Genomic DNA, 21,319 nt, shown 5'->3' with positions numbered 1-21,319 from the left:
CCCCGGTAACCCGCCCTTGCCACCCGCAGCACCCCCGGCAACCCGTCGTCGCGGCTCGCGGCGCCCCGGCGTCGGCCCCGGCGCGACACCCCCGACGTCCCTCCGCCCCCAGCCCGCACCACCCCCGACGTCCCTCCACCCCCACCACAGCCCACACCACCTCCGGCGACCCACCCTCACAGGGCGCGGCACCCCGGCGCCTGACCACCCCGGCCCACACCACCCCCGTGTGATCCACCCCCCGTTGACACCCCGCCACCAGGCCCGTCAGAGTCGCGATCGATGGAGATCAACGAGCTGACACCGGCCGAGCGACGCGTCTGGCGGGCCTTCGTCACGGGGGCGACCGTGGACTTCCGTGACGAGGGCGAGGGTGAGGACGGGGTCTGGGGGCCCGAACGGTCCGTGCGTGCCAGGGTGTTGCGCGCGCTGCTGCTCAACGGCCCCGCCGAACCCGGCGAGGTGCCCGCACTGAAGCTCATGGGGGCGCGGATCACCGGGGAGTTGGACCTGCGGTACGCGACCGTCGAGCAGGTGATCCGCCTCAACTACTGCCGCCTCGACCGGACTCCGCGTTTCGCGGGCGCCCAGTTGCAGTACCTGAACCTCCGGGACAGCGCCCTCCCCGGCCTGGCCGCGGCCCGCGCCCGGATCGACGGCAGCCTGCGTCTGACCCGGTGCCGTATCTCCGGCCCGGTCCGCCTGGGCGGCACCCAGATCGCGGGCGCGCTCTTCCTGGACCACGCCGAAGTCACCGGCGACGACAGCGGGTTGCCGGCGCTGGGCCTCAACCAGCTCTCCGTGGACGACGACCTGTGCGCGAGGGGCCTGAAGGCGCGGGGCATGATCCGCCTGGACGGCGCCCGGGTCACCGGCTCGGTCGACCTGGAGGGCGCGGACCTCGCCCACCCGGGCGCGAACGTCGTCCAGGCCGAGACGATGGAGGTGGGCGCCAACATCGTCGCCCGCCGCCTGCGCGCACAGGGCCGGATCGACCTGCGCGGCGCCCGCGTACCGGGCCGGATCGACCTCCTCGACTGCACGCTGTCGAACCCCGGCGGGACGGCGCTGCGCGCGAGCAGTTGCGTGATCGGCGAGTTGTGGCTGCGCAGGGGCGCCCCGATCGAGGGGATGCTGAACCTCCGGGCCACGGAGATAGGCCAGTTGAACCTGTCCCCGGAGAAACTCCCGGACCAGGTCCGCCTGTTGGACCTGACGTACACGTTCCTGACCCCGCACGCCCCGGCGGAGTCCCGGCTGCCGATGCTGGACCGCGACGACTCGTTCACGCCGTTCGACCCGCACGCGTACGAGCAGCTGACCGCCGCCTACCGCAGAACCGGCGACGACACCTCGGCCCGCCTGGTCCAGCTCGCCAAACAGCGCCGCCACCGCCGCACCCTCCCCTGGTACGGCCGCCTCTGGGGCCACGTCCAGGACACGACGGTCGGCTACGGCTTCCGCCCCCTGCGCGCGGGCGGCTGGCTTCTCTCCCTCCTGGCGATCGGCTCGATCACGTTCGCCCTCCACCACCCGGCCCCGCTGAAGCCCGCCGAGTCCCCGGACTTCAACCCCGTCTTCTACACCCTGGACCTGCTCCTCCCGGTCATCTCCTTCGGCCAGGAGGGCGCGTTCAAGCCGACGGGCGTCTACCAGACCCTGTCGTACGTCCTGATCGTGACGGGCTGGATCCTGGCGACGACGGTGGTCACGGGCATCACGCGGACGGTGAGCCGGCAGTGACCGCAGTGGGCTCACTGTTCACCGCTCCGGTCACCCCCGGAAGCATCCGGCACACCGGCACCGTAAGCACCGTCACCCCCGCAAGCATCACCAGCGGTACCCGCGCCGACCCCATCAACACCGTCGCCACCGCCACCCCCAGCACCGGCCCCACGTTCATCGCCGTCTGCTGCAACCCGCCCGCCACCCCCGCGAACGCCACTGGCGCTTCCTTCACGACGGCATGCGTCCCCGCCACCATCACCGCCCCGAACCCGGCACCTACCAGAGCGAACCCGACACAGAACACGGCCTGCGCCGAGGCCCCCGCCAGCACCAGCAGCCCGGCCGCGAGCAACGCCAGGGCCCCGGCGGTCGTACGACGGCTGCCCGCCCTCTTCAGCAACACCGCGCACGCAGGTGCCGAACCGATCAGCGTCACCGCCAACGGCAGGCTGAGCAGCGCACTGTGAAGGGGCGTCAGGCCGAGGTCTCCCTGGAGGAGGTAGACGCACGCGAACAGGCCCCCGTTGAGCGAGGCTGATGCTGTTATGAGGACCGCGAGTCCACCGGCGACGACAGGTGAGCGCACAACGTCCGGCGGAAGCAAGGGAGTTGGGGTCCGGCGTTCGTGCAGGACGAAGGCGAGCGCGGCGGCGATGCCGAGGGCTGCGGTTCCTGGGGTAAGGGCGACCAGCGCGTGGACCAGCGATGCCAGGGCGACCGCCAGGAGCAGGGCGCCGGGCAGGTCGAGGGGCGTGGACGGGCGCGGGGCGTCGGTGTCCCGGTCCACCAGCGCGAGCAGGCCGAACACCAGAGTCGGGGCGAGCGTGAGGACGAACACCGCGCGCCAGCCGTATGCCGTCGCCAGCGCCCCGCCCACCACCGGGCCCGTCGCGGCGGCCACGCCGATGGCGGCGGTGCGTATGGCGAGCGGGGTGCGCAGGCGGTCCGGCGGGTACGCGGCGCGCAGCATGCCGAGGCCGGCCGGCTGGAGCAGGGCGCCGAACACGCCTTGTGCGACGCGGAGTCCGATGACCCAGGCGATGCTCGGGGCGACGACGAGCCCTGCGGACGCGGCGCCGAAGCCGAGCATGCCGGCCGCGAACGTATGGCGGTGTCCGTAGCGGTCACCGAGGCGTCCGGCGAACACGAGCAGGCCGGCGACGGCGACGAGATAGCCGGTGCTCGTCCACTGCGCCTGGTCGAGGCTCGCCCCCAACTCCCTTCGCAGGGTGGGCTGGGCGACGGTCAGGCAGGTGCCGTCGAGGGCGACGACCATGGCGCCGGCGACGCTCGCGGCGAGGGTCAGGGAGCGGCTCGTCCTCACGCCGCCCCCAGGTGCGCGTCCAGCACGGTCCGCAGCAGCGGGCCGAAGTCCTCGGTGCCGGTGGCGAGTTGGAGGCTGCCCCAGGTCCACAGCTGGGCCATGCCGTGCAGGTTGGCCCAGAGGGCGGCGGCGACGGCTGCGGGGTCGGCGTCGGGGCGTACCCGGCCCACCGACTCCACCAGCACGGAGAACAGCGGGAGGCTGGTGTCCCGGAGGCCCAAGTGGCCGCTCTCCAGCAGGTCGTGACGGAACATCAGTTCGTACATGCCAGGGTTGTCGAGGGCGAACTCCAGGTAGATCCGGGCGAGTTGCTCGACGCGCGAGCGGTCCGCCGGAACCCCGGTCGCCTCCTCGGCTCGCGCGGCGAGTTCGGTGAACCCCCGGCGGGCGATCGCGGAGAGCAGCTCCAAGTGGGTGGGGAAGTAGCGCCGGGGCGCGCCGTGCGAGACGCCGGCCCGGCGGGCGATCTCGCGCAGGGTGAGCGCTTGGACGCCCTCGCGGGCCAGGAGTTCCACGCCGGTGTCGACGAGACGGGCGCGGAGGTCGGGTGAGGGCTGTTCGGCGGACATAGACACTGTCTACCAGCCAGTCGTAGACAGTGTCTACTCGCCCCTGCGGGAATGCGCCCCTCACAGACCGCGGTTGACCACGGACATGACTCAGGACACACCGGACGACGCCCTCCTCGCCCTGCTCTCCGACACCCGGGGCGGTGTGCTCGTCACGCTCAAGCGCGACGGCCGGCCCCAGCTCTCGAACGTCACCCATCACTACGACCCCGACGAGCGCGTGGTGCGGATCTCCGTCACCGCCGACCGTGCCAAGACCCGCAACCTCCTGCGCGACCCCCGCACCAGCTACCACGTGACCAGCGCCGACCGCTGGGCCTACACGGTGGTGGAAGGCACCGCCGATCTGACCCCCGTCGCCGAGGATCCCGCCGACGACACGGTCGAGGAGCTGATCCGCCTCTACCGCGCGGTCCAGGGGGAGCACCCCGACTGGGACGACTACCGTGCCGCGATGGTCCGGGACCGGCGGCTCGTGGTCCGGCTGCGGGTGGAGCGGGCGTACGGGATTCCGGCGAAGAAGGCCGGCTGAACCGGTATACACGGCGAAGTCCCCGGAACGGCCGGGGACTTCGGGTCAGGCTGAGATCGATTCGCGTCGAGGTCGTTCTCCCGGGGCGCGGAGGCCCAGTTCTTCGGTCGGGGTCTTCGCCGTCTCGCGGGCGGTGAGGGCCGCGAGGACCGGCGGGAGGCACAGGGCCGCGGTGAAGACGGCGACCGACGACCAGTCGTCGCCGTCCGGGCCCGCGATCTCGGCCGCGAACGTGACCGCGAAACCGGCGATGGCGAAGCCGATCTGGGTGCCGATCGCCATGCCCGAGAGGCGGACGCGGGTCGTGAACATCTCGCCGTAGAAGGACGGCCAGACACCGTTCGCGGCGCTGTAGACGACGCCGAAGGTGAGGATGCCGAGCAGCATGACCAGGGGGTACGAGCCGGTCGAGATCGCCCACAGGTACAGGAACATCATGACCGCGCTGCCCGCCGCGCCGGCCAGGAACACCGGGCGCCGGCCGATCCGGTCGGAGAGGGTGGCCCACAGGGGGATCGCCGCGAGGGCGACGAGGTTGGCGAGCGCGCCGACCCACAGCATCGACGTACGGCTCATGCCGACCGCGTCGCTGGTCGCGTACGACAGGGCCCAGACCGTGAAGATCGTGCTGACGGAGGCGACCAGGGCGCCCGCGATCACCCGCAGGACGTCCGCCCAGTGCTCGCGCAGGAGGACGACCAGCGGCATCTTGACGACGCCCTCGGTCGCGGCCTGCCGCTCGAACGCCGGGGTCTCGTCGAGCTTGCGGCGGATGACGTAGCCGACCACGGCGACGGCGACGCTCAGCCAGAACGGGACGCGCCAGCCCCAGGACAGCAACTGGTCCTCGGGGAGCGCCGCGACCGGGATGAACACGAGGGTGGCGATGAGCTGGCCGCCCTGGGTGCCGCTCAGGGTGAAGCTCGTGAAGAAGCCCCGGCGGTGCGAGGGCGCGTGCTCCAGCGTCATCGACCCCGCGCTGGCCTGCTCGCCCGCCGCCGAGATGCCCTGGAGGACCCGGCACAGCACGAGCAGGACCGGCGCGAGGGTACCGACCTGTTCACGCGTGGGCAGGCAGCCGATCAGGAACGTCGACAGGCCCATCAGCATCAGCGTGAAGACCATGATCTTCTTGCGGCCCGCCCGGTCCCCGAAGTGCCCGAGGAACAGCGCGCCGACCGGCCGCGCGGCGTAGGCGACGCCGAACGTCGCCAGCGAGAGCAGGGTCGCCGTCGCCGGGTCGGACTCGTCGAAGAACACGTCCGGGAAGATCAGCGCGGCGGCGCTGCCGTAGATGAAGAAGTCGTAGTACTCCAGGGCGCTGCCGATCCAGGCCGCGGCGGCGGCCTTCCTCGGCTGGCCCGGCGGGGCGGGGGAAGGGGTGGAGACGGACACGGCGGCTCCTTCGGGGGGCTCCACGACGGCGTGGGGCGAGCGGTGGGAAGGGGCGGGGCAGGGCGCGGGCCGGGTGGGGCGGGCTCGACGGGGCGCGCTGGTGGGGCGCTTAATTAACCCACTGGATAGTTAGTCTCGGTGGGAAGGGATGTTGCGCCCAGGTTTCCCGGGTGTCAAGAGGTCGCGCCGACAGTCGTCGCGGGGAGCCGGGTACGGGGCTCAGTCCGCCGCGCGTTCCGCCGTCAGGTACGCGATCACCATGTCGCCGAGCATCACCCGGTACTGCTCGCGCCGCCCGGGGTCGACCAGGTCGCGGCCGAACAGGGCGCCGAACGTGTGCCGGTTGGCGACCCGGAAGAAGCAGAACGAGCTGATCATCGCGTGCAGGTCGACGGCGTCGACGTCCGCCGTGAACAGGCCCGAGCGCTGCCCGGCGGCGAGGATGCGGCGGATCACGTCGAGCGCCGGGGAGCCCATCCGGCCGAGCTTCTCGGACGCCGCGATGTGCTCGGCGCCGTGGATGTTCTCGATCGTCACCAGGCGGATGAAGTCGGGGTGCGCCTCGTGGTGGTCGAACGTCACCTCCGCGAGCCGGCGGATCGCCGCGACCGGGTCCAGGTGGTCGACGTCCAGGCGCTGTTCGGCCTCGCGGATCACGCCGTACGCGCGCTCCAGAACCGCCGTGAACAGCTGTTCCTTGCCGCCGAAGTAGTAGTAGATCATCCGCTTCGTGGTGCGGGTGCGGGCCGCGATCTCGTCGACGCGGGCGCCGTCGTAGCCCGCCCGCGCGAACTCCTGGGTGGCCACGTCGAGGATCTCCGCCCGGGTGCGGGCCGCGTCGCGGATCCGTCCGCCGGGGCGTGCTGGTTCGTCGACGCTGGTCATCGGAGTCCTTCGGGAGTGCGGACAGTGCGCAGATTCTAGAAGGCAGGGGGGCGGGGGTTCCCGGCGGAGGCGTCCGGCTGATATAGCTAACGTACTGGTTCGTACATTACGGTGACCGCTCAGGAGGTCCGCGTGGCCAAGGACTCGTATCTCGTCGGACTGATCGGCTCCGGGATCGGCCCGTCCCTCAGCCCCGCGCTGCACGAGCGCGAGGCGGACCGGCAGGGCCTGCGGTACCTGTACCGGCTGATCGACCTCGACGCGCTCGGGGCGGGTCCCGAGGCGGTGGGGGAGCTGGTGCGCGCGGCGCGGGACCTCGGGTTCGACGGGCTGAACATCACACATCCCTGCAAGCAGGTCGTACTGGACCACCTGGACGCCCTGTCGCCGCAGGCCGAGGCGCTGGGCGCGGTCAACACGGTCGTCTTCGAGGAGGACGGGCGGGCGGTGGGCCACAACACGGACGTCACCGGGTTCGCCGCGTCCTTCGCCCGGGGCCTGCCGGACGTGCCCCTGGAGCGGGTCGTCCAACTGGGCGCGGGCGGCGCGGGTGCGGCCGTCGCGCATGCCGCGCTGACGCTGGGCGCGGGGACGGTGACGGTCGTGGACGCGGTGCCCGAGCGCGCCGCCGCTCTGGCCTCCACCCTGAACGGCCACTTCGGCGCGGGCCGCGCGGCGTACGCGACCCCGGACGCGCTGCCCGCGCTCCTCACCGACGCCGACGGGCTGGTCCACGCGACGCCCACGGGGATGGCCGCGCATCCCGGACTGCCGCTGCCCGCCTCGCTGTTGCGCGCCGAGTTGTGGGTCGCCGAGGTGGTGTACCGCCCCCTGGAGACGGAACTGCTGCGCGTCGCCCGGGCGTTGGGGTGCGCGACCCTCGACGGGGGCGGGATGGCCGTGTTCCAGGCCGCCGACGCGTTCCGGCTGTTCACGGGGCGGGAGCCGGACAGCGGGCGGATGCTGGCGGACATCGGGGAACTGGCGGGGGTGGCCGGGGTGAGTGGTTGACCTCAGGTCCGGTTGCGGACGGGCTGGTGCACCGAGGGTGGCTCAGCGTCGACCCGGACGGCCGTTTCAGGGGGCGGGGATCACCCGCCGCCGTGCGCGATGCTCCAGACCAGAGACCCGCCCGACACGGCCAGCACCGTGAGGCACGCGACCGTCAGCCACCGCTCACGGTTCACGGCGACCACCCGGACTCTCCAGGCGCTCCAGGTGACCGAGGGGTAGCAGGCCATGTGCACCGCGCACAGATCGGAACATGGTTCGCCAGGGCCTACGTACTGCCCCGCTGAGGCGACACCCCACACAGCCCCGGCATGGTCATCCTGCCGGGGCTGACAGGCGCCGATGGCGACTTGACACATCACACCCCATACACGACATACCCGCCCCGCTTCTCTCCCCCACCCTTATCAGAAGCGACGCACCCCACACCCGGCACACACACGAAAGGGGTTCCCTCTGGCGTCGCCTGCGGAACGATGAGGAGTGAGGTGCTCCGGAGCAGGCCGGCCGGTACGTCTCGACAGTCGTCCCCGGAGGAGAACGATGGCGCTGCTGCGGCAAGAGGTCGACCCGAGCGAGGTCGGGCTGGATCCGAAGGTGCTGGACCGGATGGACCGGTACATCGCGCACGAGGTGGCCAAGGGGCGCCTCCCCGGCTACCTCGTCTCCGTGGCGCGCGGCGGCCGGGTCGCCCACCTCACGACGCACGGGCACCGCGACGTCGCCGCCGGACTCCCGGTCGAGCCGGACACGCTCTGGCGGCTGTACTCGATGACCAAGCCGGTGACGTCGGTGGCGGCGCTGCTCCTGGTCGAGGAGGGCAGGCTGGGGCTCGACGACCCGGTGGCCCGGCACATTCCGTCGTTCGCCGAGCCCCGCGTGTACGTCGGCGGCAGCGGGCGGGAGATGGTGACGCGCCCCGCGGACGGCCCGATACTGGTCCGCCATCTCCTCACCCACACCGCCGGGCTGACGTTCGCGTTCTACGGCACGCACCCCGTGGACGCCCTCTACCGCGAGGCGGGCCTCGACTCCTCGGTGGCCCCCGGCACGGACCTCGCGGGCACGGTCGACGTGTACGCCTCGCTGCCGCTCCAGTTCGAACCCGGCACCGAGTGGAACTACTCGGTGGCCACCAACGTCCTCGCGCGGGTCGTCGAGGTGGTGTCCGGCCAGTCGCTGGACGCGTTCCTCGCGGAGCGGGTGTTCGGTCCGCTCGGCATGCCCGACGCCGGGTTCTGTGTGAGTGACGTGCAGGCCGAGCGGTTGTCGGAGCTGTACGGGGAGACGGAGGACGGGGGGATCAGACCGGTCGCCGGGCTGCCGCTGCGGGGCGGGCGGCCCCGGTTCCTGTCCGGCGCCGGTGGCATGGTGGCGGGCGCGCACGACGTCCACCGGTTCGCCGAGTTCCTGCGCGGGCGCGGCGAGTTGGACGGCGTACGGCTGCTGTCGCCGGGAACCGTCGACCTGATGACCCGCAACCATCTCCCCGGCGGCGTCGACATGCGCACGTACGGCAGCCGCCCGTCCCACGACGAACCCAGCAAGGACGGCCTGGGGTTCGGCCTCGGCGTCTCGGTGGTCATCGACCCCGACCGCACCAAGGCCCCGGCGGGCAAGGGGACTTACGGCTGGAGCGGCGTCGCGACCACGACGTTCTGGGTCGACCCGGAACACGATGTGACGGTGCAGTTCATGACGCAGGTCCGGCCGCGCTCGTCGCACGCGCTGTACCCGGAGATCAAGCGGTTCGTGCACGAGGCGCTCGCGCGCTAACCGACCCGCATCGTGAACTCCAGCCCCTCCTCCGCGAGTTCGTTCAGCCACTCCTCCGACCGCACCGCCGTCTCGGCGGCGCGGCTCAGGCCCGGTGGGAGGGAGGAGTCGAGGATGCGGCGGACGCCGAGGGCGAGGGGGCGGGAGACCGTGTGGGCCATCGCGGACTCCTCGGCGGTGCCGACCCGGTCGAGGAGGTAACTGCCGGACCAGGTGCGGCCGTTGGGGCTGCGGACGGACAGGGAGACGCCGAGGACGACGCGGTCGCGGTCCGCGCGGGTCGTGGGGTAGGTGCGGGCCAGTTCGCCCGCCAGTTCGGCGATCCGTACGTCGTCGCCCTTCTTCAGCTCGGCGAAGACGGACTCCCAGGCATTCCGCCAGCCCTGGAGGCGGAGGGTGCCGCGCACGAACGTGTCGGCGAGCCAGCCGGACGGCAGGTCGTACTGGGCGACGAAGGGGACGCTGTCGCGGTTGGGGTACGCCTCGAACGTCTCGCCGCCGAGGGTGAGTTCGCGGGTCGCCTCCCAGGGCAGGGGGGTCACCCGCTCGGCGCCGGCCTCGATGTGGCGGGCGGGTGAGCGCAGGGCGCTCAGGACGCCGAGGGGCGCCCAGCTGAAGCGGTAGCGGAAGGCGTTGGGGACGGCGGGCAGGCCCCCGCACCAGGAGGTGAGGGAGTAGGTCGCCCTGTTCTCCGCGCCGATCTCCGCGCGGGCCCGCGAGACGAGGCTGTGGGCGAAGAGGTGGTCGATGCCGGGGTCGAGCCCCGCCTCGGCGAGGACCGTGAGGCCCGCCGCGCGCGCCGCCCCGGCCTGCGCGGCGAGTTCGTCGGAGACGTAGCTGGAGCAGGCGAAGTGGGCGCGTGCGGCGAGGCAAGCCGCGAGGAGCCCGGGGTGGTCGGAGGCCGGAAGCATCGATACCACCACGTCACCCGGGGCGAGTTCGGCGGCGAGGGCGTCGAGGGTGTAGGCGCGCGGCTCGGCGCGGTCGGCGATGCCGAGGCGGTCGAGGGCCTCGGCCGCGCGGCCGGCGGTGCGGTGCCACAGGCGGACGCGGTCCGCCTGCGCGGTGAGCGCGGTCAGTCCGCTGCCCGTGGAGAGGCCGGCGCCCATCCAGTGGACCGTACCGCTCGCGGGTATGTGCTGCGACACCGTTGCCTCCCCTTGCCTCGACGTCACTCCCGGGACTGTGACCCTTCCCGACTAGCCCTGTTTGATGCCGGGTTCACTCGACGCCGACGCGAAACGCGCCAGGCAGCGCGCCCAGGGCCCGTCATCCGTACGGAAGCCGAGCAGGTGCGGCAGCAGACTGGCCGAGAAGTCGGTGCTCGCCTCCAGCGGCAGCAGCGAGGGCAGGTTGTCGATCGCGATCAGGTCGAACGGCGGCTCGTCGCGCAACCGGCGTACGGGGTCGGCCCATTCGGTCGTGCGGTCGTAGACCGGCAGGACGTTGAGGGGCGAGCCGACGTCGCAGGTGACGTCGGCGACCGTGCGGAGCCGGCGGGCGGGGTCGTCGAGGTCCTGGGGGCGGACGAACGGGGGTACGGGGGTCGTGGCGAGGACGCAGTTGACGAGGAGCTCGTGCCCCAACAGGGCTTCGCGGTCCAGGTTCTGGGTCTCCGCGAGGTCCCACGTGGTCGGTGACACGCCCGCCGCCGCGAGGGCGTCCCGCGCACCCCGCCCGCTGCGGCCCAGCGCGCCGATGACCACAGCCGCGATGTCCGCGTCACCGGGTACGGAACTCAGCTGCTCCCGCAGCGACTTCTCGTCCGTCGGCGTCAACTCGCCCGCGAGGCGCCCCCGGTGGTGGAGGACGGCGAGGGCGGCACCGAGGTAACCCGCCCAGTAGCCGAACGCGGCAAGCCGTCGGCCGGTGTCGTCCGTGAGGTACTCCAGGTCGAGGAGGGCGCCGCCGCCTCGGGCGAACCGCGTCAACAGGGCGCGGGCTCCGGGCTGTTGCTTGTAGGCGTGGCCGAAGAAGATATGCCGGTGAGTCAACTCGGCAGGTTCGTCCGGGAGTTCCTTCAGGCCGAGGATCACCGCGTCGCCCGGCGCGGACACCCACGAGCCGGCGGGCGCGACTCGGGCGCCGGCGGCCTCGTACTCCTCGGTGGGGAAGACCCGTTGGGGCGAGTCCTCGACCGTCAGGGTGATACCGGCCCCGGTCAGGCGGCGGGCGTCGGCGGGGACGACCGGGGTGCGGCGTTCGGTGGCGCGGGGTTCGTGGCGGAGCCACAAGTGGACGGCGGTCATACGCGGTTGGCCTCCGGGCGCGGGGCGTCGGCGGCGAAGCGGCCGGCGCTCAGGGGGGTGACGTCCACGAAGGGTACGCGGCCGAGGACCAGGTCGCGCATCACCTCGCCGACGGCGGGCCCCTGGAGGAAGCCGTGGCCGGAGAAGCCGGTGGCGTACAGGAACCGGGAGACCGAACTCGCCTCGCCGATCAGCGCGTTGTGGTCCGGGGTGACCTCGTACAGGCCCGCCCAGCCGCCCGTGCGGCGCAGGTCGAGCAGGGCGGGCGCCCGGTGTTCCATCGCGGCGGCCAGGCGCGGGATCCACCGGTCGTGGGCGTCGGTCGCGAAGCCGGGGCGTTCGTCCGGGTCGGACATGCCGACGAGGAGGCCGGGGCCCTCGGGGTGGAAGTAGAAGGTGGTGGTGAAGTCGATCGTCATCGGCAGGCCGGGCGGCAGCCCCGGAAAGGCTTCCGTGACCGCGACTTGGCGTCTCAGCGGCTGAACGGGCAGATCCACCCCGACCATCGCCCCGATCGCCTTCGACCACGCGCCCGCCGCGCAGACCACGGTGTTCGTGCTGATCCGGCCGATGCCGGTGTGCACGGCGGTGATCGCGGTCCCGCGCACCTCGATGCCGGTGACCTCGGTGCGCTGGAGGATGCGTACGCCGTGGTGGCGGGCGACGGCCGCGTAGCCGTGGACGACGGACTCGGGCGTGCAGTGCCCGTCCTCGGGCGAGTACGCGGCGGCGAGCAGGCCGTCGGTCGTGATCAGCGGGTTCAGGCGCCGCGCCTCGGCCGGGTCGATGAGGCGGCTCGGGACGCCGAGGGAGTTCTGGAGCGCGATGCCCGCCTCGAAGGAGGCGACCTCCTCGGGGGTGGTGAGGAGGAAGAGGTAGCCCGTGCGGTGCAGGCCGATGTCCTGGCCGGTGTCCTCGCCGAACCGGGCGAACGCCTCCAGACTCCGGGCGCCGAGCAGGATGTTGACCTCGTCGGAGAACTGGGCGCGGACCCCTCCGGCGGCCTTCGAGGTCGACCCGGCGGCGAGTTCGTCGCGTTCGACGAGCACCACGTCGCGGACCCCGGCGGCGGCGAGGTGACAGGCGACGCTGGTGCCGATCACCCCGCCGCCGATGACGACGACCGAGGCATGCGTGTTCAAGCGTACGGCTCCTTGCGGGCGGCGGCCCCGGCCCGTCTGCCGAGGCCGGGGAGTTGCGACTGCCGTCCTGACAGCGGGAGTTCAGGACCAGTGGGCCACGGCGTCCAGGTGCGGCAGGTGGTGGTCGAGGCGTTCGCGCTTGGTGCGCAGGTAGGTGATGTTGTTCTCGCACGGCGGGATCAGCAGCGGCACCTCCTCGGCGACCTCGATGCCGTTGTCCGTCAACGCCTCGCGCTTGCGCGGGTTGTTGGACATCAGGCGCACCGACTTCACGCCCAGGTCGCGCAGGATCTCGGCGGCCACGCCGTAGTCGCGGGCGTCGACGGGGAAGCCGAGGGCGACGTTCGCCTCGACGGTGTCCAGGCCCTCCGCCTGGAGCGCCATCGCGCGCAGCTTGCCCAACAGGCCTATGCCGCGGCCCTCGTGGCCGCGCAGGTAGACGACGACCCCGCTGCCCTCGGCGACCACCGCGCGCAGGGCGGAGTCGAGTTGGTCGCCGCACTCGCAGTGCTGCGAGCCGAACGCGTCACCAGTGAGGCATTCCGAGTGCAGCCGGGTGAGGACGTCCTCGGTGCCGATCTCGCCGTAGACCAGGGCGACTTGTTCGTCACCGCGGTCGTGGTCCATGTAACCGACGGCCTGGAATTTGCCGTAGACGGTAGGAAGAGGGGCATTCACCACGCGTTCCACGCCCGTGCGCTGCGGGGTCTTCTTGCCGAGTACACCGATTTTTTCTGTCATGATCTGGTTCCTAAGAGTCCGATGGGGAGTCGAAAGGGCGGGAAAGCGATGAGTGGTCCGGAGATACGGGCGGCGGGGCGTGGGACGGTGGCCTCGGCACTGCCGACGGACACCACCGATGACGTACGGACGCGAGGGGCTGCTGTCTCAACGAGGATCGCGGTCCTTCCCGTCGGCAGCTACGAGCAGCACGGCTCCTACCTCCCGCTGGCCACCGACACGCTCGTCGCCTGCGCCATCGCGCGCGAGATCGCGGCCAGGCATCCCGTGCACCTCCTTCCGCCCGTGACCATCGCCTGCTCGCACGAGCACGCGGACTGGCCGGGCACCGTCAGCATCTCCGCCGTGACCCTGCACGCCGTGGTCCGTGACATCGCGGCCTCGCTGCGGCGTTCCGGGGTCGAGGGCCTGGTCGTGGTCAACGCGCACGGCGGGAACTATGTCCTCGGCAACGTCGTCCAGGAGGCGTCCGCGCGCGGCGAGCACCTCGCGCTCTTCCCGGCCCCGGAGGACTGGGAGGAGGCCCGCGTCGCGGCGGGGGTCGAAACCTCCCTCCTCACCGACATGCACGCCGGTGAAATCGAGACGTCCATCCTTCTGCACGCGCACCCGGAAGTCGTCAGGCCCGGCTACGAGTCCGCCGATTTCACCGCCGACGACCGCCGTCATCTCCTCACCTCGGGAATGTCCGCCTATACCGATTCGGGTGTCATCGGCCGGCCTTCGCTGGGCTCCGCGGAAAAGGGCGAACGGCTTCTGGCGAGCTTCGCGGATTCCTTCGGAGCGTATTTCTCGCTGCTGAGTTCGCGGATTTCGGAGGAGTAGGACGACACCTGGGCGGGGATGACGATGTCCGGTACGGGGGTGGCGCGCATCCCCGTCCACCACCGCGCCACCAGCACCCCGGCCCCCGGCAGCGCGGCCACGAAGCACAGCACCCCGTACACCACCGACACCGAGAACCCCATGTCGGCCCCCAGCCCCGCCGCCCCGAACGCCCACGCCGTGACCCCTTCCCGGGGCCCCCACCCACCGACGTTGAGCGGCACGCCCATCGCGAGCAGCGCCAGCACGGCGAGCGGCAGCAGCCGCACGACGGAGGTGGACGCGCCCGCGACCCGCGCCGCGATGACGAACGTCCCGATGTGCCCGGCGAGGACGATCACCGAGGACAGCGCGACCCCGGGCACGTTGCGGCGGGACAGCAGCGCCTCGCGTCCCTCGCCGAGCAGCCCCCGTACGGCCTTCGCTCGCCGGGACGGCCGCGCGGACGGCGTCCGGTTCATGCGGACGGCGAGGGCGACGGCGAGCGCTCCCACTCCGGCGAGCGCGGCCAGGGGGACCACGTGCCGCACCTCCCCCGCGACCGGTGACGGCACGGCGAGCAGCACGCCGAGCCCGACGACGGCGAGCGCGATCTGTCCGGCGGCGCGCTCCCAGAACACGGCCCGCACACCCCGCCCCACGTCGCCCTCGCTCTGCCCGTGCCGCACGGCCCGGTGGACGTCGCCGAGGATCCCGCCGGGCAGCGCGGCGTTGAGGAACAGTGCCCGGTAGTAGTCGCCGAACGCGGCCCCGAGCGGCAGCCGGATCGTCAGCCCCCGCGCGACCAGCGCCCAGCGCCACGCGCTGAAGAAGGTGGTCACCCCGCCGATGGCCAGCGCGAGCACCAGCGACCCGGCGTCGATCCGCCGCAGCCCGTCGAGGAAGACGCCGGTGCCCATGCGCCAGAGCAGCACCCCGATGATGACGACCCCGGCGAGCGTCCCGAAGTGGGTCCGCAGGGCCCGCAGCAAGGGACGCCCACTCGCCCCGACGCCCTCCGGACCCTCACTCATCAGGCGCTCCCCACCGGCCGGGCCAGCGCCAGCAGGTCCGTGTGGTGGACGGCCACCGTCAGCTCCCCGGCGGCGGCAGCCGCGAGCCGCGCCTCCAGATACGCCTCCGCGCGAGCGGCGAGTCCGGGCCGCTCCTCGACGGCGGCCCCCACCCAGCCCCGCAGCCACTGGGCGGTGAGCGCGGCCTCGGCGGGCCCGAGTCGCCAGGCGCTGGGATGCAGTTTGACGGTCGCGCCCCGCTCGCCGAACGCCTCGGCGGCCACGTTCACCGCGTCGGGCCCGAGGAGTCCGTCGCGCCGCTGGTGGTCGTTGAAGGCGTCCTGGAGTTCCGCGTCCAGCGGGTCGGGGTCGGTGAACTCGACCTTCCCGGCGACGGACAGCGTGAGCAGCGCGGGGCATCCGGCGCCCACGCACGCGTCGACGAGCGCGCCGATCTCCTCGCGGGTCAGCACGTCGAGGAGGGCGGAGGCGGTGACGAGGGACGCCCCGCTGAGCGCGTCCGGCGTCAGCCGGGCCACGTCACCGCGCCGCGTCTCGACGGTCACCCGGCTCCCGTCGGCGGCGGCCCGGGGCGAGGCGACGGCCGCGAAGTGCAGCAGGTAGGGGTCCCGGTCGTGGAGGACCCAGTGCTGGGCCCCGTCGAGCCGGGGCGCCAGCCAGCGCCCCATGGACCCGGTCCCGCACCCGAGGTCGTGCACGACGACCCCGGCCTTCCCCCGGGGGAGGTTCGCGAGCCGGATCCGCAGCGGGTCGAGGAGGTCGAGCGCACGCGCGCCCGCGTCGGCGGGTTCGCGGAGCTGGAGCCACTCGGGGGCGTACCGGGGCGGGTCGTCGGGGCCGGACTCGCGCAGCCGTACGGTGGCGCGTTCGGCGACGGGCCCGGCGCCGGGGATGACGTCCGCGCTGCTCATGCGGCCCTCCAGGACTCGCGGGGAAGCCGGCCGAGGACGCCGGCGAGGCTCTTGGCGGTGGACGCCCAGCCGCCGAGCGCGGCGCGCCGGCCGCGGGCGGCGGACTTGAGGCGGCGGCGCACGTCCGCCTCCCCGAACCAGCCGCGCAGTTCGGCGGCGAGCGCGGCCGGATTCTCCGGCGGGACGAGGATGCCGGGGACGCCGCCGTCGGGGGCGCGGCCGACGGCCTCGGGGACGCCGCCGACGTCGGTGGCGAGGACGGGGATGCCGCGCGCGAGCGCCTCGGTGACGGCCATGCCGTACGTCTCGGCGTACGAGGTGAGGACCATCAGGTCGGCGCGGGCGTAGGCGGCGTCGAGGGCGGCGCCGGACTTCGCGCCGACCAGGTGGAGCCGGTCGTCGAGGCCGTGCCGGGCGATGAGTTCGCGCAGGTGGGCGACGTACTCGGGGTCCTGGTCGACGCCGCCGACGAGGTCGCAGCTCCAGGGCAGGTCGGTGACGGTGGCGAGGGCCTCGACGAGCCGGTGCTGGCCCTTGCGGGGGGTGACGGCGGCGACGCACACCAGGTGCGAGACGCCGTCCGTGCCGGAGGCGAGCGGCGCGATGTCGGCGCCGGGCGCGGCGACGTGCACCTTCTCGGGGGCGAGGCCGTGGTGCGAGACGAGGCGGCGGACGGCCCAGTCGCTGGTGGCGATCACGGCGGGCACCGCGCGCAGCACGGCCCGTTCGCGGGCGTCGAGTTCGGCGGCGACCTCGGGCGCGAGGCCCGTCTCGTCGCCGAGGGGCAGGTGCACGAGGACGGCGAGCCGCAGCCGCTCGGCCTCGGGGACGACGACCTCGGGGACCCCGCAGGCCACGATCCCGTCGAGCAGGACGACCGACCCGTCGGGCAGGTCGCGCAGGCTGCGCGCGAGCGCGTCGCGGTCCTCGGCGGCGGGGCGCGGCCACGCGCCGTCCGCGAGGTGCTTGCGGACCTGCCAGCCGAAGCCGGGCAGGTCGAGGCAGACGCGGCGGTCGTAGGCGTTGCCGCCGCTGGGGCGGCTCGGGTCGTCGACCCCGCCGGGCAGGACGAAGTGCACGGTCCGCAGGGACATCGGGATCAGGTCACCGTTCTTCCTGGCGACCGGCTGCACCGGCTGCTGCTTCGGCACGTAGGTCAGCGCCGGCTTGTCGAGCCGGACCGGCGTCCGCTCCATCGTCACGTCGGTCACAGGGCACGCTCGTAACTCGCCCAGGCGATGTGCGACTCGTGCAGCGTGACGGAGAGCGCGGAGATGCCCCGCGCGCCCTCCCCGAGCGCCCCTTTCTGGATCCGCTCGGCGAGCCGGTCGGCGATGACCTTCGCCAGGTACTCGGTGGATGTGTTGACCCCCGCGAAATCCGGCTCGTTGTCCAGATTCCGGTAGTTCAGTTCCGCGACCACGGCGCCCAGTTCCTGGCTCGCGAGTCCCATGTCGACGACGATGTTGTCGTCGTCCAGCTGCTCGCGGCGGAAGGTGGCGTCCACGAGGAACGTCGCTCCGTGCAGGCGCTGCGCGGGTCCGAAGACCTCGCCGCGGAAGCTGTGGGCGATCATGATGTGATCGCGGACGGTGACACTGAACAACGGACGACCCTCCAGGTGCGGCGCGTCTGGTCCCCCGGACGGTACGCGCCGGGGGATGCCGTGTAGTACGGCCGGCCGCTTCCCCTTGTTCAGCGGCCGCTCACTCTTTTCTCAGGTCAGGCGTGCGACGCCGGTCAGGGCGCCGGGTAGCGCACCCGGTGGCACAGCGCCGGGATCTCGCCGGAGGCCAGCTTCGGGAGCACGGCGGGGAGTTCGTCGAACGCGCACTCTCCGGTGATCAGCGCGTCGAGCGCCGGGTCGGCGAGCAGGTCGAGGGCGAGCGCGAGGCGGTCGGCGTAGGTGCGGCTCGCGCGCGCGGGCGAGACGGTGCCGACCTGGCTGCTGCGGATCGTCAGGCGCCGGGAGTGGAACGCCTCGCCGAGCGGGAGCGCGATACGGCGGTCGCCGTACCAGCTGAGTTCCACGACGGTGCCTTCAGGGCGCAGGAGTTCGAGGGCCTGGTTGAGGCCGGCCTCGGTGGCGCTGGCGTGGATGACGAGGTCGAGGTCGCCTGCCGCGTCCTGGGGGAGGGCGAAGTCGATGCCGAGCTGCGCGGCGGTGGCGGCTCGGGCGGGGTCGGCGTCGATGAGCTGGGCTTTCACGCCGGGGAACTTGGCGAGGAGGGCCGCGACCGAGCTGCCGACCATGCCGCCGCCGATGACCGCGACACGGTCGCCGATCATGGGGGCGGCGTCCCAGAGGGCGTTGACGGCGGTTTCGACGGTGCCGGCGAGGATGGCGCGTTCGGCGGGGACGGTTTGCGGTACGACAATCACACTCTCAGCTGGTACGACGTACCGGGTCTGGTGCGGGTACAGGCAGAACACCGTCCTGCCGAGAAGGTCCGCCGGGCCCTGTTCGACCTCGCCCACATTGAGGTACCCGTACTTCACCGGAGCCGGGAAGTCGCCCTCCTGGAACGGCGCGCGCATCGCCGTGCGCTGGTTCTCGGGGACCTTGCCGCCGAAGACCAGCGTCTCGGTGCCACGGCTGATCCCGGACCACAGCGTCCGCACCAGCACCTCGCCCTCGGCGGGCTCGGGAAGCGCCGTCTCGCGCAGTTCCCCCTCACCCGGACGGCTGACCCAGAACGCGCGTGCGGCGCCCTTCATAGAAAACCTCCTGAACGATCGGCATCCGGTTCACGTACCGAGATGTGGCACAGGCCGCGCACAGTACGCGGCGATGATCGACTCTGTCACTCGGCCGGAGGATGTGCGGTGGCCCTGAACAACACGTACGAAGCAAGGCTGGTCCAGCAGGAGACCGCTCTGGGAGCGGGCGCTCAGCTCCTGCTGCTGGCCCTGCTCGGCTCGGTGATCGGCATGGGTACGGCGGGCTGGGCGACCGGCCTCGTCTTCGCCCTCGGCACCTGGGCCCTGCTGTCCGGCGCCTGCCACCGCTCCGGAATCCGCACGTTCGGGCCCGCCAACCGCGTCACCCTCGGCCGCGCGGTCCTCGTCGGCGGGGTGACGGCCCTGGTCGCCGACTCCTTCGAGTCCGCGCCGCCGGTCACCCTCCTCGTCGGCCTCACCGCCGTCGCCCTCATCCTGGACGGCGTCGACGGCAAGGTGGCCCGCCGGACGGGGACCTCGACGCCGCTCGGCGCGCGGTTCGACATGGAGGTCGACGCGTTCCTGATCCTGGTGCTCAGCGTGTACGTCTCGACCCAGCTCGGGCCGTGGGTGCTGCTGATGGGCGCGATGCGGTACGTGTTCGTCGCCGCCGCGTTCGTCTGGCCGTGGCTCAACTCCGCGCTGCCGCACAGCATGGCGCGCAAGACCGTCGCGGCGACGCAGGGCGTCTGCCTCCTCCTCGCCGGCTCCGAACTCCTGCCGTACGCCGCGAACCTGGCGATCGCCGGTACGTCGCTGGCGGCGCTGATCTGGTCGTTCGGGCGGGACGTCCTGTGGCTGTTCCGGACGCGGCCGGGGGCGGCGAAGGCGGTCGAGGAGGGGACGGCTCCGGAGCCGGCGTCGGGGGCCGTGACGGTGACGGTGCCGCGCGGTGCCGAAGCGGCGTCGGTCGAGGCGCGCGCCGCCGCCGAGCCCGTCATGGTGATCTCGGAGCCGATCGTGGCGGCTCTGGCGTCCCAGGAGAGGCCGGTGCTCGCGGCACGCTGATCGCCGTACGAGAAGGCCCGGACCCCGCGGGGGGAGTCCGGGCCTTTCCCATGGCTACGACGTCACATGGCTACGACCTCGGCGAGCGCGACCGCGCCACCGCGAAGCCTCCCGCGCCCAGCGCGACCGCGCCGAGCGCCAGTCCGCCGATGCCCAGGTCTCGGGCCGTCGAGTCGTGGCCGGCGGTGCTCTTCGCGACAGGTGTCGCCGGCTTCCCGGACGTCAGGGTCAGGACCGGCGCCGGGTTCTCCGGGTCGTCGTCGCCCTGGCCGGCCGCCTCGATCCAGCGGACGACCTTGCCGCTGTCGTACGTCTGGAGGGTCTTGAACTCCAGTTTCGTCGCGTCCTCGGGGAGCTGTCCGAAGGCGACGCCGAAGTCCTCGAACCGGCCCGGCGCGATCTTCCCTCCCGTCCAGGTGATCTCGGAGACCGCGTCGGTGATGGTCCCGTCGTCGGTCTTGACCGGGGTCTTCAGCTTGGTGGTGGTGACCTTCGGGGTCCAGCCGTCCTGGGCGTGGACCAGGACGCCGAGGAGGGGGTGGTCGGTGGGGAGGAGGACCTGTACCCGCGAGGTACTGGCCTTGTCGTCCTCGTCGGGGACGCGGAACGTCAGGAGGCCGTCGGTGGCTCCCTGGGCGTAACTCTCCGGGTGGACGGTGACGTGCGCGGACGCGGCGCCGGCCGCCGCGAGGACACCGCCCGCCGCGAGCAGGCCGGCGAGGGCCGCGGTACGTGTGCGGAACATGGCTGACTGATCTCCGTACGAATTGAGTCGTTTCCTTCAGGCCGGGTACGGAACCGGCCCGGGCGGCCCTCTCCGCCGCACGACGTGCCGCAACAGAAGGCTCCGGGGCGCGGGGAGACACCGCCACGGCCGTACGACCCTGCGGGCACCCGCGATCCGCACGGGCCCACGCCACCAGGCGACGAGCCCCGGTACCAGCGCGACGGCCCGGCGCAGCAACGACCACAGAGCGGCCTCACCGCGCCGGAGCCACCAGGAGGTGAGGAGCGCGGCGAGGAAGTGGGCGGCGAGGGTGTGGGGGGTGGCGTGGTGAGCGAGGTGGGGCGGGACCGGCATGTTCATGTGAGCGGGCATGCGGGGGTGGGCCGCGATGCTCAAGGGGACCGGCATCCGGAGGTGAACCGGCGTCCGCGCGTGGCCCGGCGGCTGGATGAGGCCGGTCATCCGCATGCCCGTCATCCCGCCCGCGCCCCGCGCCACCGCCCCGAACCCCGCGTGCAGCGCCCCCTGCGCCACCAGCGTCGCCCCACCGATCCCGACGAGACTCCGCTCCCGCCCCCCGAGCACCCACCCGGCACCGAACACGACACAGAAGCCGAGCCCCTGCACCCCGGCCGGCGGCGTCTCCCCCACCGCCACCAGGTGCGCCCCGACAGCCAGCAGCACGCACACCGCCGCGAACACGGCGGCACGCAACCCGCGGACCCCCGGCGACGCGCTCATGTCCCGGGATCCTGCCACGCC

The 21,319-nt window shown here is 72.8% G+C and carries 21 protein-coding genes and 1 pseudogene; 6 read left to right on the top strand and 16 right to left on the bottom strand.

What is annotated here, in order from left to right; genetic code table 11:
* The first annotated feature begins 282 nt into the window (after positions 1 to 282).
* Complete coding sequence (locus tag PV682_RS05800; protein WP_319724672.1) at positions 283 to 1,743, top strand: membrane-associated oxidoreductase; 1,461 nt, start codon at positions 283 to 285, stop codon at positions 1,741 to 1,743.
* Here PV682_RS05800 and PV682_RS05795 read toward each other — a convergent pair.
* Together PV682_RS05795 and PV682_RS05790 are read right to left on the bottom strand one after the other, a co-directional pair.
* Positions 1,718 to 3,004 (bottom strand): MFS transporter, encoded by a 1,287-nt coding sequence (locus PV682_RS05795; protein WP_407705613.1) that lies wholly within the window; start codon positions 3,002 to 3,004, stop codon positions 1,718 to 1,720. The two genes, PV682_RS05800 and PV682_RS05795, sit on opposite strands and share 26 nt — an antisense overlap.
* Positions 3,005 to 3,048: 44 nt before the next feature.
* Positions 3,049 to 3,621, bottom strand: coding sequence for a TetR/AcrR family transcriptional regulator (locus PV682_RS05790; protein WP_319724669.1), 573 nt, complete (start codon positions 3,619 to 3,621; stop codon positions 3,049 to 3,051).
* 85 nt (positions 3,622 to 3,706) lie between these two features.
* Between PV682_RS05790 and PV682_RS05785 the strand changes: the two genes are divergently transcribed.
* Positions 3,707 to 4,153 carry a PPOX class F420-dependent oxidoreductase gene (locus PV682_RS05785; protein ID WP_319724667.1) on the top strand — a complete coding sequence of 149 codons (447 nt, stop codon included), beginning with the start codon at positions 3,707 to 3,709 and terminating at the stop codon, positions 4,151 to 4,153.
* A 45-nt stretch (positions 4,154 to 4,198) separates the two neighbouring features.
* Here the strand turns inward: PV682_RS05785 and PV682_RS05780 are convergent, their stop codons facing one another.
* Entirely contained in the window at positions 4,199 to 5,548 is a 1,350-nt protein-coding gene (locus tag PV682_RS05780) for an MFS transporter (protein ID WP_319724665.1), read from the bottom strand.
* Between the two features lie 219 nt (positions 5,549 to 5,767).
* Complete coding sequence (locus PV682_RS05775; protein ID WP_319724663.1) at positions 5,768 to 6,433, bottom strand: TetR/AcrR family transcriptional regulator; 666 nt, start codon at positions 6,431 to 6,433, stop codon at positions 5,768 to 5,770.
* 132 nt (positions 6,434 to 6,565) lie between these two features.
* Between PV682_RS05775 and PV682_RS05770 the strand changes: the two genes are divergently transcribed.
* Positions 6,566 to 7,444 carry a shikimate dehydrogenase gene (locus PV682_RS05770; protein ID WP_319724661.1) on the top strand — a complete coding sequence of 293 codons (879 nt, stop codon included), beginning with the start codon at positions 6,566 to 6,568 and terminating at the stop codon, positions 7,442 to 7,444.
* Positions 7,445 to 7,524: 80 nt separating this feature from the next.
* Here PV682_RS05770 and PV682_RS05765 read toward each other — a convergent pair whose 3' ends face one another.
* Positions 7,525 to 7,674: a hypothetical protein gene (locus PV682_RS05765; RefSeq protein ID WP_319724659.1), complete on the bottom strand. Its 150-nt coding sequence runs from the start codon at positions 7,672 to 7,674 to the stop codon at positions 7,525 to 7,527.
* A 313-nt stretch (positions 7,675 to 7,987) separates the two neighbouring features.
* Here PV682_RS05765 and PV682_RS05760 point away from each other — a divergent pair, with 313 nt between their 5' ends.
* Entirely contained in the window at positions 7,988 to 9,220 is a 1,233-nt protein-coding gene (locus PV682_RS05760) for a serine hydrolase domain-containing protein (RefSeq protein WP_319724658.1), read from the top strand.
* On the opposite strand, the gene PV682_RS05755 is transcribed toward PV682_RS05760, so the two are convergent.
* The 4 genes from PV682_RS05755 to ribA all read right to left on the bottom strand — a co-directional run bounded on the left by PV682_RS05755 (position 9,217) and on the right by ribA (position 13,352).
* Entirely contained in the window at positions 9,217 to 10,329 is a 1,113-nt protein-coding gene (locus PV682_RS05755) for a saccharopine dehydrogenase C-terminal domain-containing protein (protein ID WP_407705612.1), read from the bottom strand. The two genes, PV682_RS05760 and PV682_RS05755, sit on opposite strands and share 4 nt — an antisense overlap.
* A gap of 90 nt (positions 10,330 to 10,419) precedes the next feature.
* Positions 10,420 to 11,469 carry a saccharopine dehydrogenase gene (locus tag PV682_RS05750; RefSeq protein WP_319724656.1) on the bottom strand — a complete coding sequence of 350 codons (1,050 nt, stop codon included), beginning with the start codon at positions 11,467 to 11,469 and terminating at the stop codon, positions 10,420 to 10,422.
* Positions 11,466 to 12,611, bottom strand: coding sequence for an NAD(P)/FAD-dependent oxidoreductase (locus PV682_RS05745; RefSeq protein ID WP_319724655.1), 1,146 nt, complete (start codon positions 12,609 to 12,611; stop codon positions 11,466 to 11,468). Before PV682_RS05745 ends, PV682_RS05750 begins: the two co-directional genes overlap by 4 nt.
* Positions 12,612 to 12,692: 81 nt before the next feature.
* Positions 12,693 to 13,352: a GTP cyclohydrolase II gene (ribA, locus tag PV682_RS05740; RefSeq protein WP_319724654.1), complete on the bottom strand. Its 660-nt coding sequence runs from the start codon at positions 13,350 to 13,352 to the stop codon at positions 12,693 to 12,695.
* Between the two features lie 48 nt (positions 13,353 to 13,400).
* Here ribA and PV682_RS05735 point away from each other — a divergent pair, with 48 nt between their 5' ends.
* Positions 13,401 to 14,177 (top strand): creatininase family protein, encoded by a 777-nt coding sequence (locus PV682_RS05735; protein WP_319724653.1) that lies wholly within the window; start codon positions 13,401 to 13,403, stop codon positions 14,175 to 14,177.
* A 146-nt stretch (positions 14,178 to 14,323) separates the two neighbouring features.
* Here the strand turns inward: PV682_RS05735 and PV682_RS05730 are convergent.
* From PV682_RS05730 to PV682_RS05710, 5 genes and pseudogenes are all read right to left on the bottom strand, one after another.
* Positions 14,324 to 15,076, bottom strand: a pseudogene (locus PV682_RS05730) (lysylphosphatidylglycerol synthase transmembrane domain-containing protein); the annotation flags it as partial.
* Positions 15,077 to 15,189: 113 nt separating this feature from the next.
* Complete coding sequence (locus PV682_RS05725) at positions 15,190 to 16,101, bottom strand: methyltransferase domain-containing protein (RefSeq protein ID WP_319724652.1); 912 nt, start codon at positions 16,099 to 16,101, stop codon at positions 15,190 to 15,192.
* Positions 16,098 to 17,312, bottom strand: coding sequence for a glycosyltransferase family 4 protein (locus tag PV682_RS05720; protein ID WP_319724651.1), 1,215 nt, complete (start codon positions 17,310 to 17,312; stop codon positions 16,098 to 16,100). The genes PV682_RS05725 and PV682_RS05720 overlap by 4 nt, the downstream gene beginning before the upstream one ends.
* The gene (locus PV682_RS05715) at positions 17,309 to 17,707 is read right to left on the bottom strand and encodes a 6-pyruvoyl trahydropterin synthase family protein (protein WP_319724649.1); all 399 of its coding nucleotides are present in this window, start codon (positions 17,705 to 17,707) and stop codon (positions 17,309 to 17,311) included. Before PV682_RS05715 ends, PV682_RS05720 begins: the two co-directional genes overlap by 4 nt.
* Positions 17,708 to 17,841: 134 nt before the next feature.
* Positions 17,842 to 18,819 (bottom strand): zinc-dependent alcohol dehydrogenase, encoded by a 978-nt coding sequence (locus PV682_RS05710; RefSeq protein WP_319724648.1) that lies wholly within the window; start codon positions 18,817 to 18,819, stop codon positions 17,842 to 17,844.
* A gap of 108 nt (positions 18,820 to 18,927) precedes the next feature.
* Between PV682_RS05710 and PV682_RS05705 the strand changes: the two genes are divergently transcribed.
* The gene (locus PV682_RS05705; RefSeq protein ID WP_319724647.1) at positions 18,928 to 19,830 is read left to right on the top strand and encodes a CDP-alcohol phosphatidyltransferase family protein; all 903 of its coding nucleotides are present in this window, start codon (positions 18,928 to 18,930) and stop codon (positions 19,828 to 19,830) included.
* 70 nt (positions 19,831 to 19,900) lie between these two features.
* Here PV682_RS05705 and PV682_RS05700 read toward each other — a convergent pair whose 3' ends face one another.
* Both PV682_RS05700 and PV682_RS05695 read right to left on the bottom strand, forming a co-directional pair.
* Positions 19,901 to 20,575 carry a YcnI family protein gene (locus tag PV682_RS05700; RefSeq protein ID WP_319724645.1) on the bottom strand — a complete coding sequence of 225 codons (675 nt, stop codon included), beginning with the start codon at positions 20,573 to 20,575 and terminating at the stop codon, positions 19,901 to 19,903.
* Between the two features lie 36 nt (positions 20,576 to 20,611).
* A complete protein-coding gene (locus tag PV682_RS05695) occupies positions 20,612 to 21,298 on the bottom strand; it encodes a hypothetical protein (RefSeq protein ID WP_319724644.1) in 687 nt (228 codons plus the stop codon).
* Between the last annotated feature and the right edge of the window lie 21 nt (positions 21,299 to 21,319).

Origin of the sequence: Streptomyces niveiscabiei (assembly GCF_033794345.1) — a bacterium.
GTDB lineage: Bacteria > Actinomycetota > Actinomycetes > Streptomycetales > Streptomycetaceae > Streptomyces > Streptomyces niveiscabiei.
The sequence above is the reverse complement of the archived record's forward strand: the minus strand, read 5'-3'. Positions and strand labels throughout refer to the sequence as shown.

Bases quoted from the DNA above. Each gene is read 5' to 3' on its own strand.
- ribA (WP_319724654.1), bottom strand. From the start codon at position 13,352: ATGACAGAAAAAATCGGTGTACTCGGCAAGAAGACCCCGCAGCGCACG.
- PV682_RS05695 (WP_319724644.1), bottom strand. From the start codon at position 21,298: ATGAGCGCGTCGCCGGGGGTCCGCGGGTTGCGTGCCGCCGTGTTCGCG.
- PV682_RS05710 (WP_319724648.1), bottom strand. From the start codon at position 18,819: ATGAAGGGCGCCGCACGCGCGTTCTGGGTCAGCCGTCCGGGTGAGGGG.
- PV682_RS05795 (WP_407705613.1), bottom strand. From the start codon at position 3,004: ATGGTCGTCGCCCTCGACGGCACCTGCCTGACCGTCGCCCAGCCCACC.
- PV682_RS05700 (WP_319724645.1), bottom strand. From the start codon at position 20,575: ATGTTCCGCACACGTACCGCGGCCCTCGCCGGCCTGCTCGCGGCGGGC.
- PV682_RS05775 (WP_319724663.1), bottom strand. From the start codon at position 6,433: ATGACCAGCGTCGACGAACCAGCACGCCCCGGCGGACGGATCCGCGAC.
- PV682_RS05735 (WP_319724653.1), top strand. From the start codon at position 13,401: ATGAGTGGTCCGGAGATACGGGCGGCGGGGCGTGGGACGGTGGCCTCG.
- PV682_RS05725 (WP_319724652.1), bottom strand. From the start codon at position 16,101: ATGAGCAGCGCGGACGTCATCCCCGGCGCCGGGCCCGTCGCCGAACGC.
- PV682_RS05755 (WP_407705612.1), bottom strand. From the start codon at position 10,329: ATGGGCGCCGGCCTCTCCACGGGCAGCGGACTGACCGCGCTCACCGCG.
- PV682_RS05750 (WP_319724656.1), bottom strand. From the start codon at position 11,469: ATGACCGCCGTCCACTTGTGGCTCCGCCACGAACCCCGCGCCACCGAA.
- PV682_RS05790 (WP_319724669.1), bottom strand. From the start codon at position 3,621: ATGTCCGCCGAACAGCCCTCACCCGACCTCCGCGCCCGTCTCGTCGAC.
- PV682_RS05765 (WP_319724659.1), bottom strand. From the start codon at position 7,674: ATGGCCTGCTACCCCTCGGTCACCTGGAGCGCCTGGAGAGTCCGGGTG.
- PV682_RS05785 (WP_319724667.1), top strand. From the start codon at position 3,707: ATGACTCAGGACACACCGGACGACGCCCTCCTCGCCCTGCTCTCCGAC.
- PV682_RS05800 (WP_319724672.1), top strand. From the start codon at position 283: ATGGAGATCAACGAGCTGACACCGGCCGAGCGACGCGTCTGGCGGGCC.
- PV682_RS05760 (WP_319724658.1), top strand. From the start codon at position 7,988: ATGGCGCTGCTGCGGCAAGAGGTCGACCCGAGCGAGGTCGGGCTGGAT.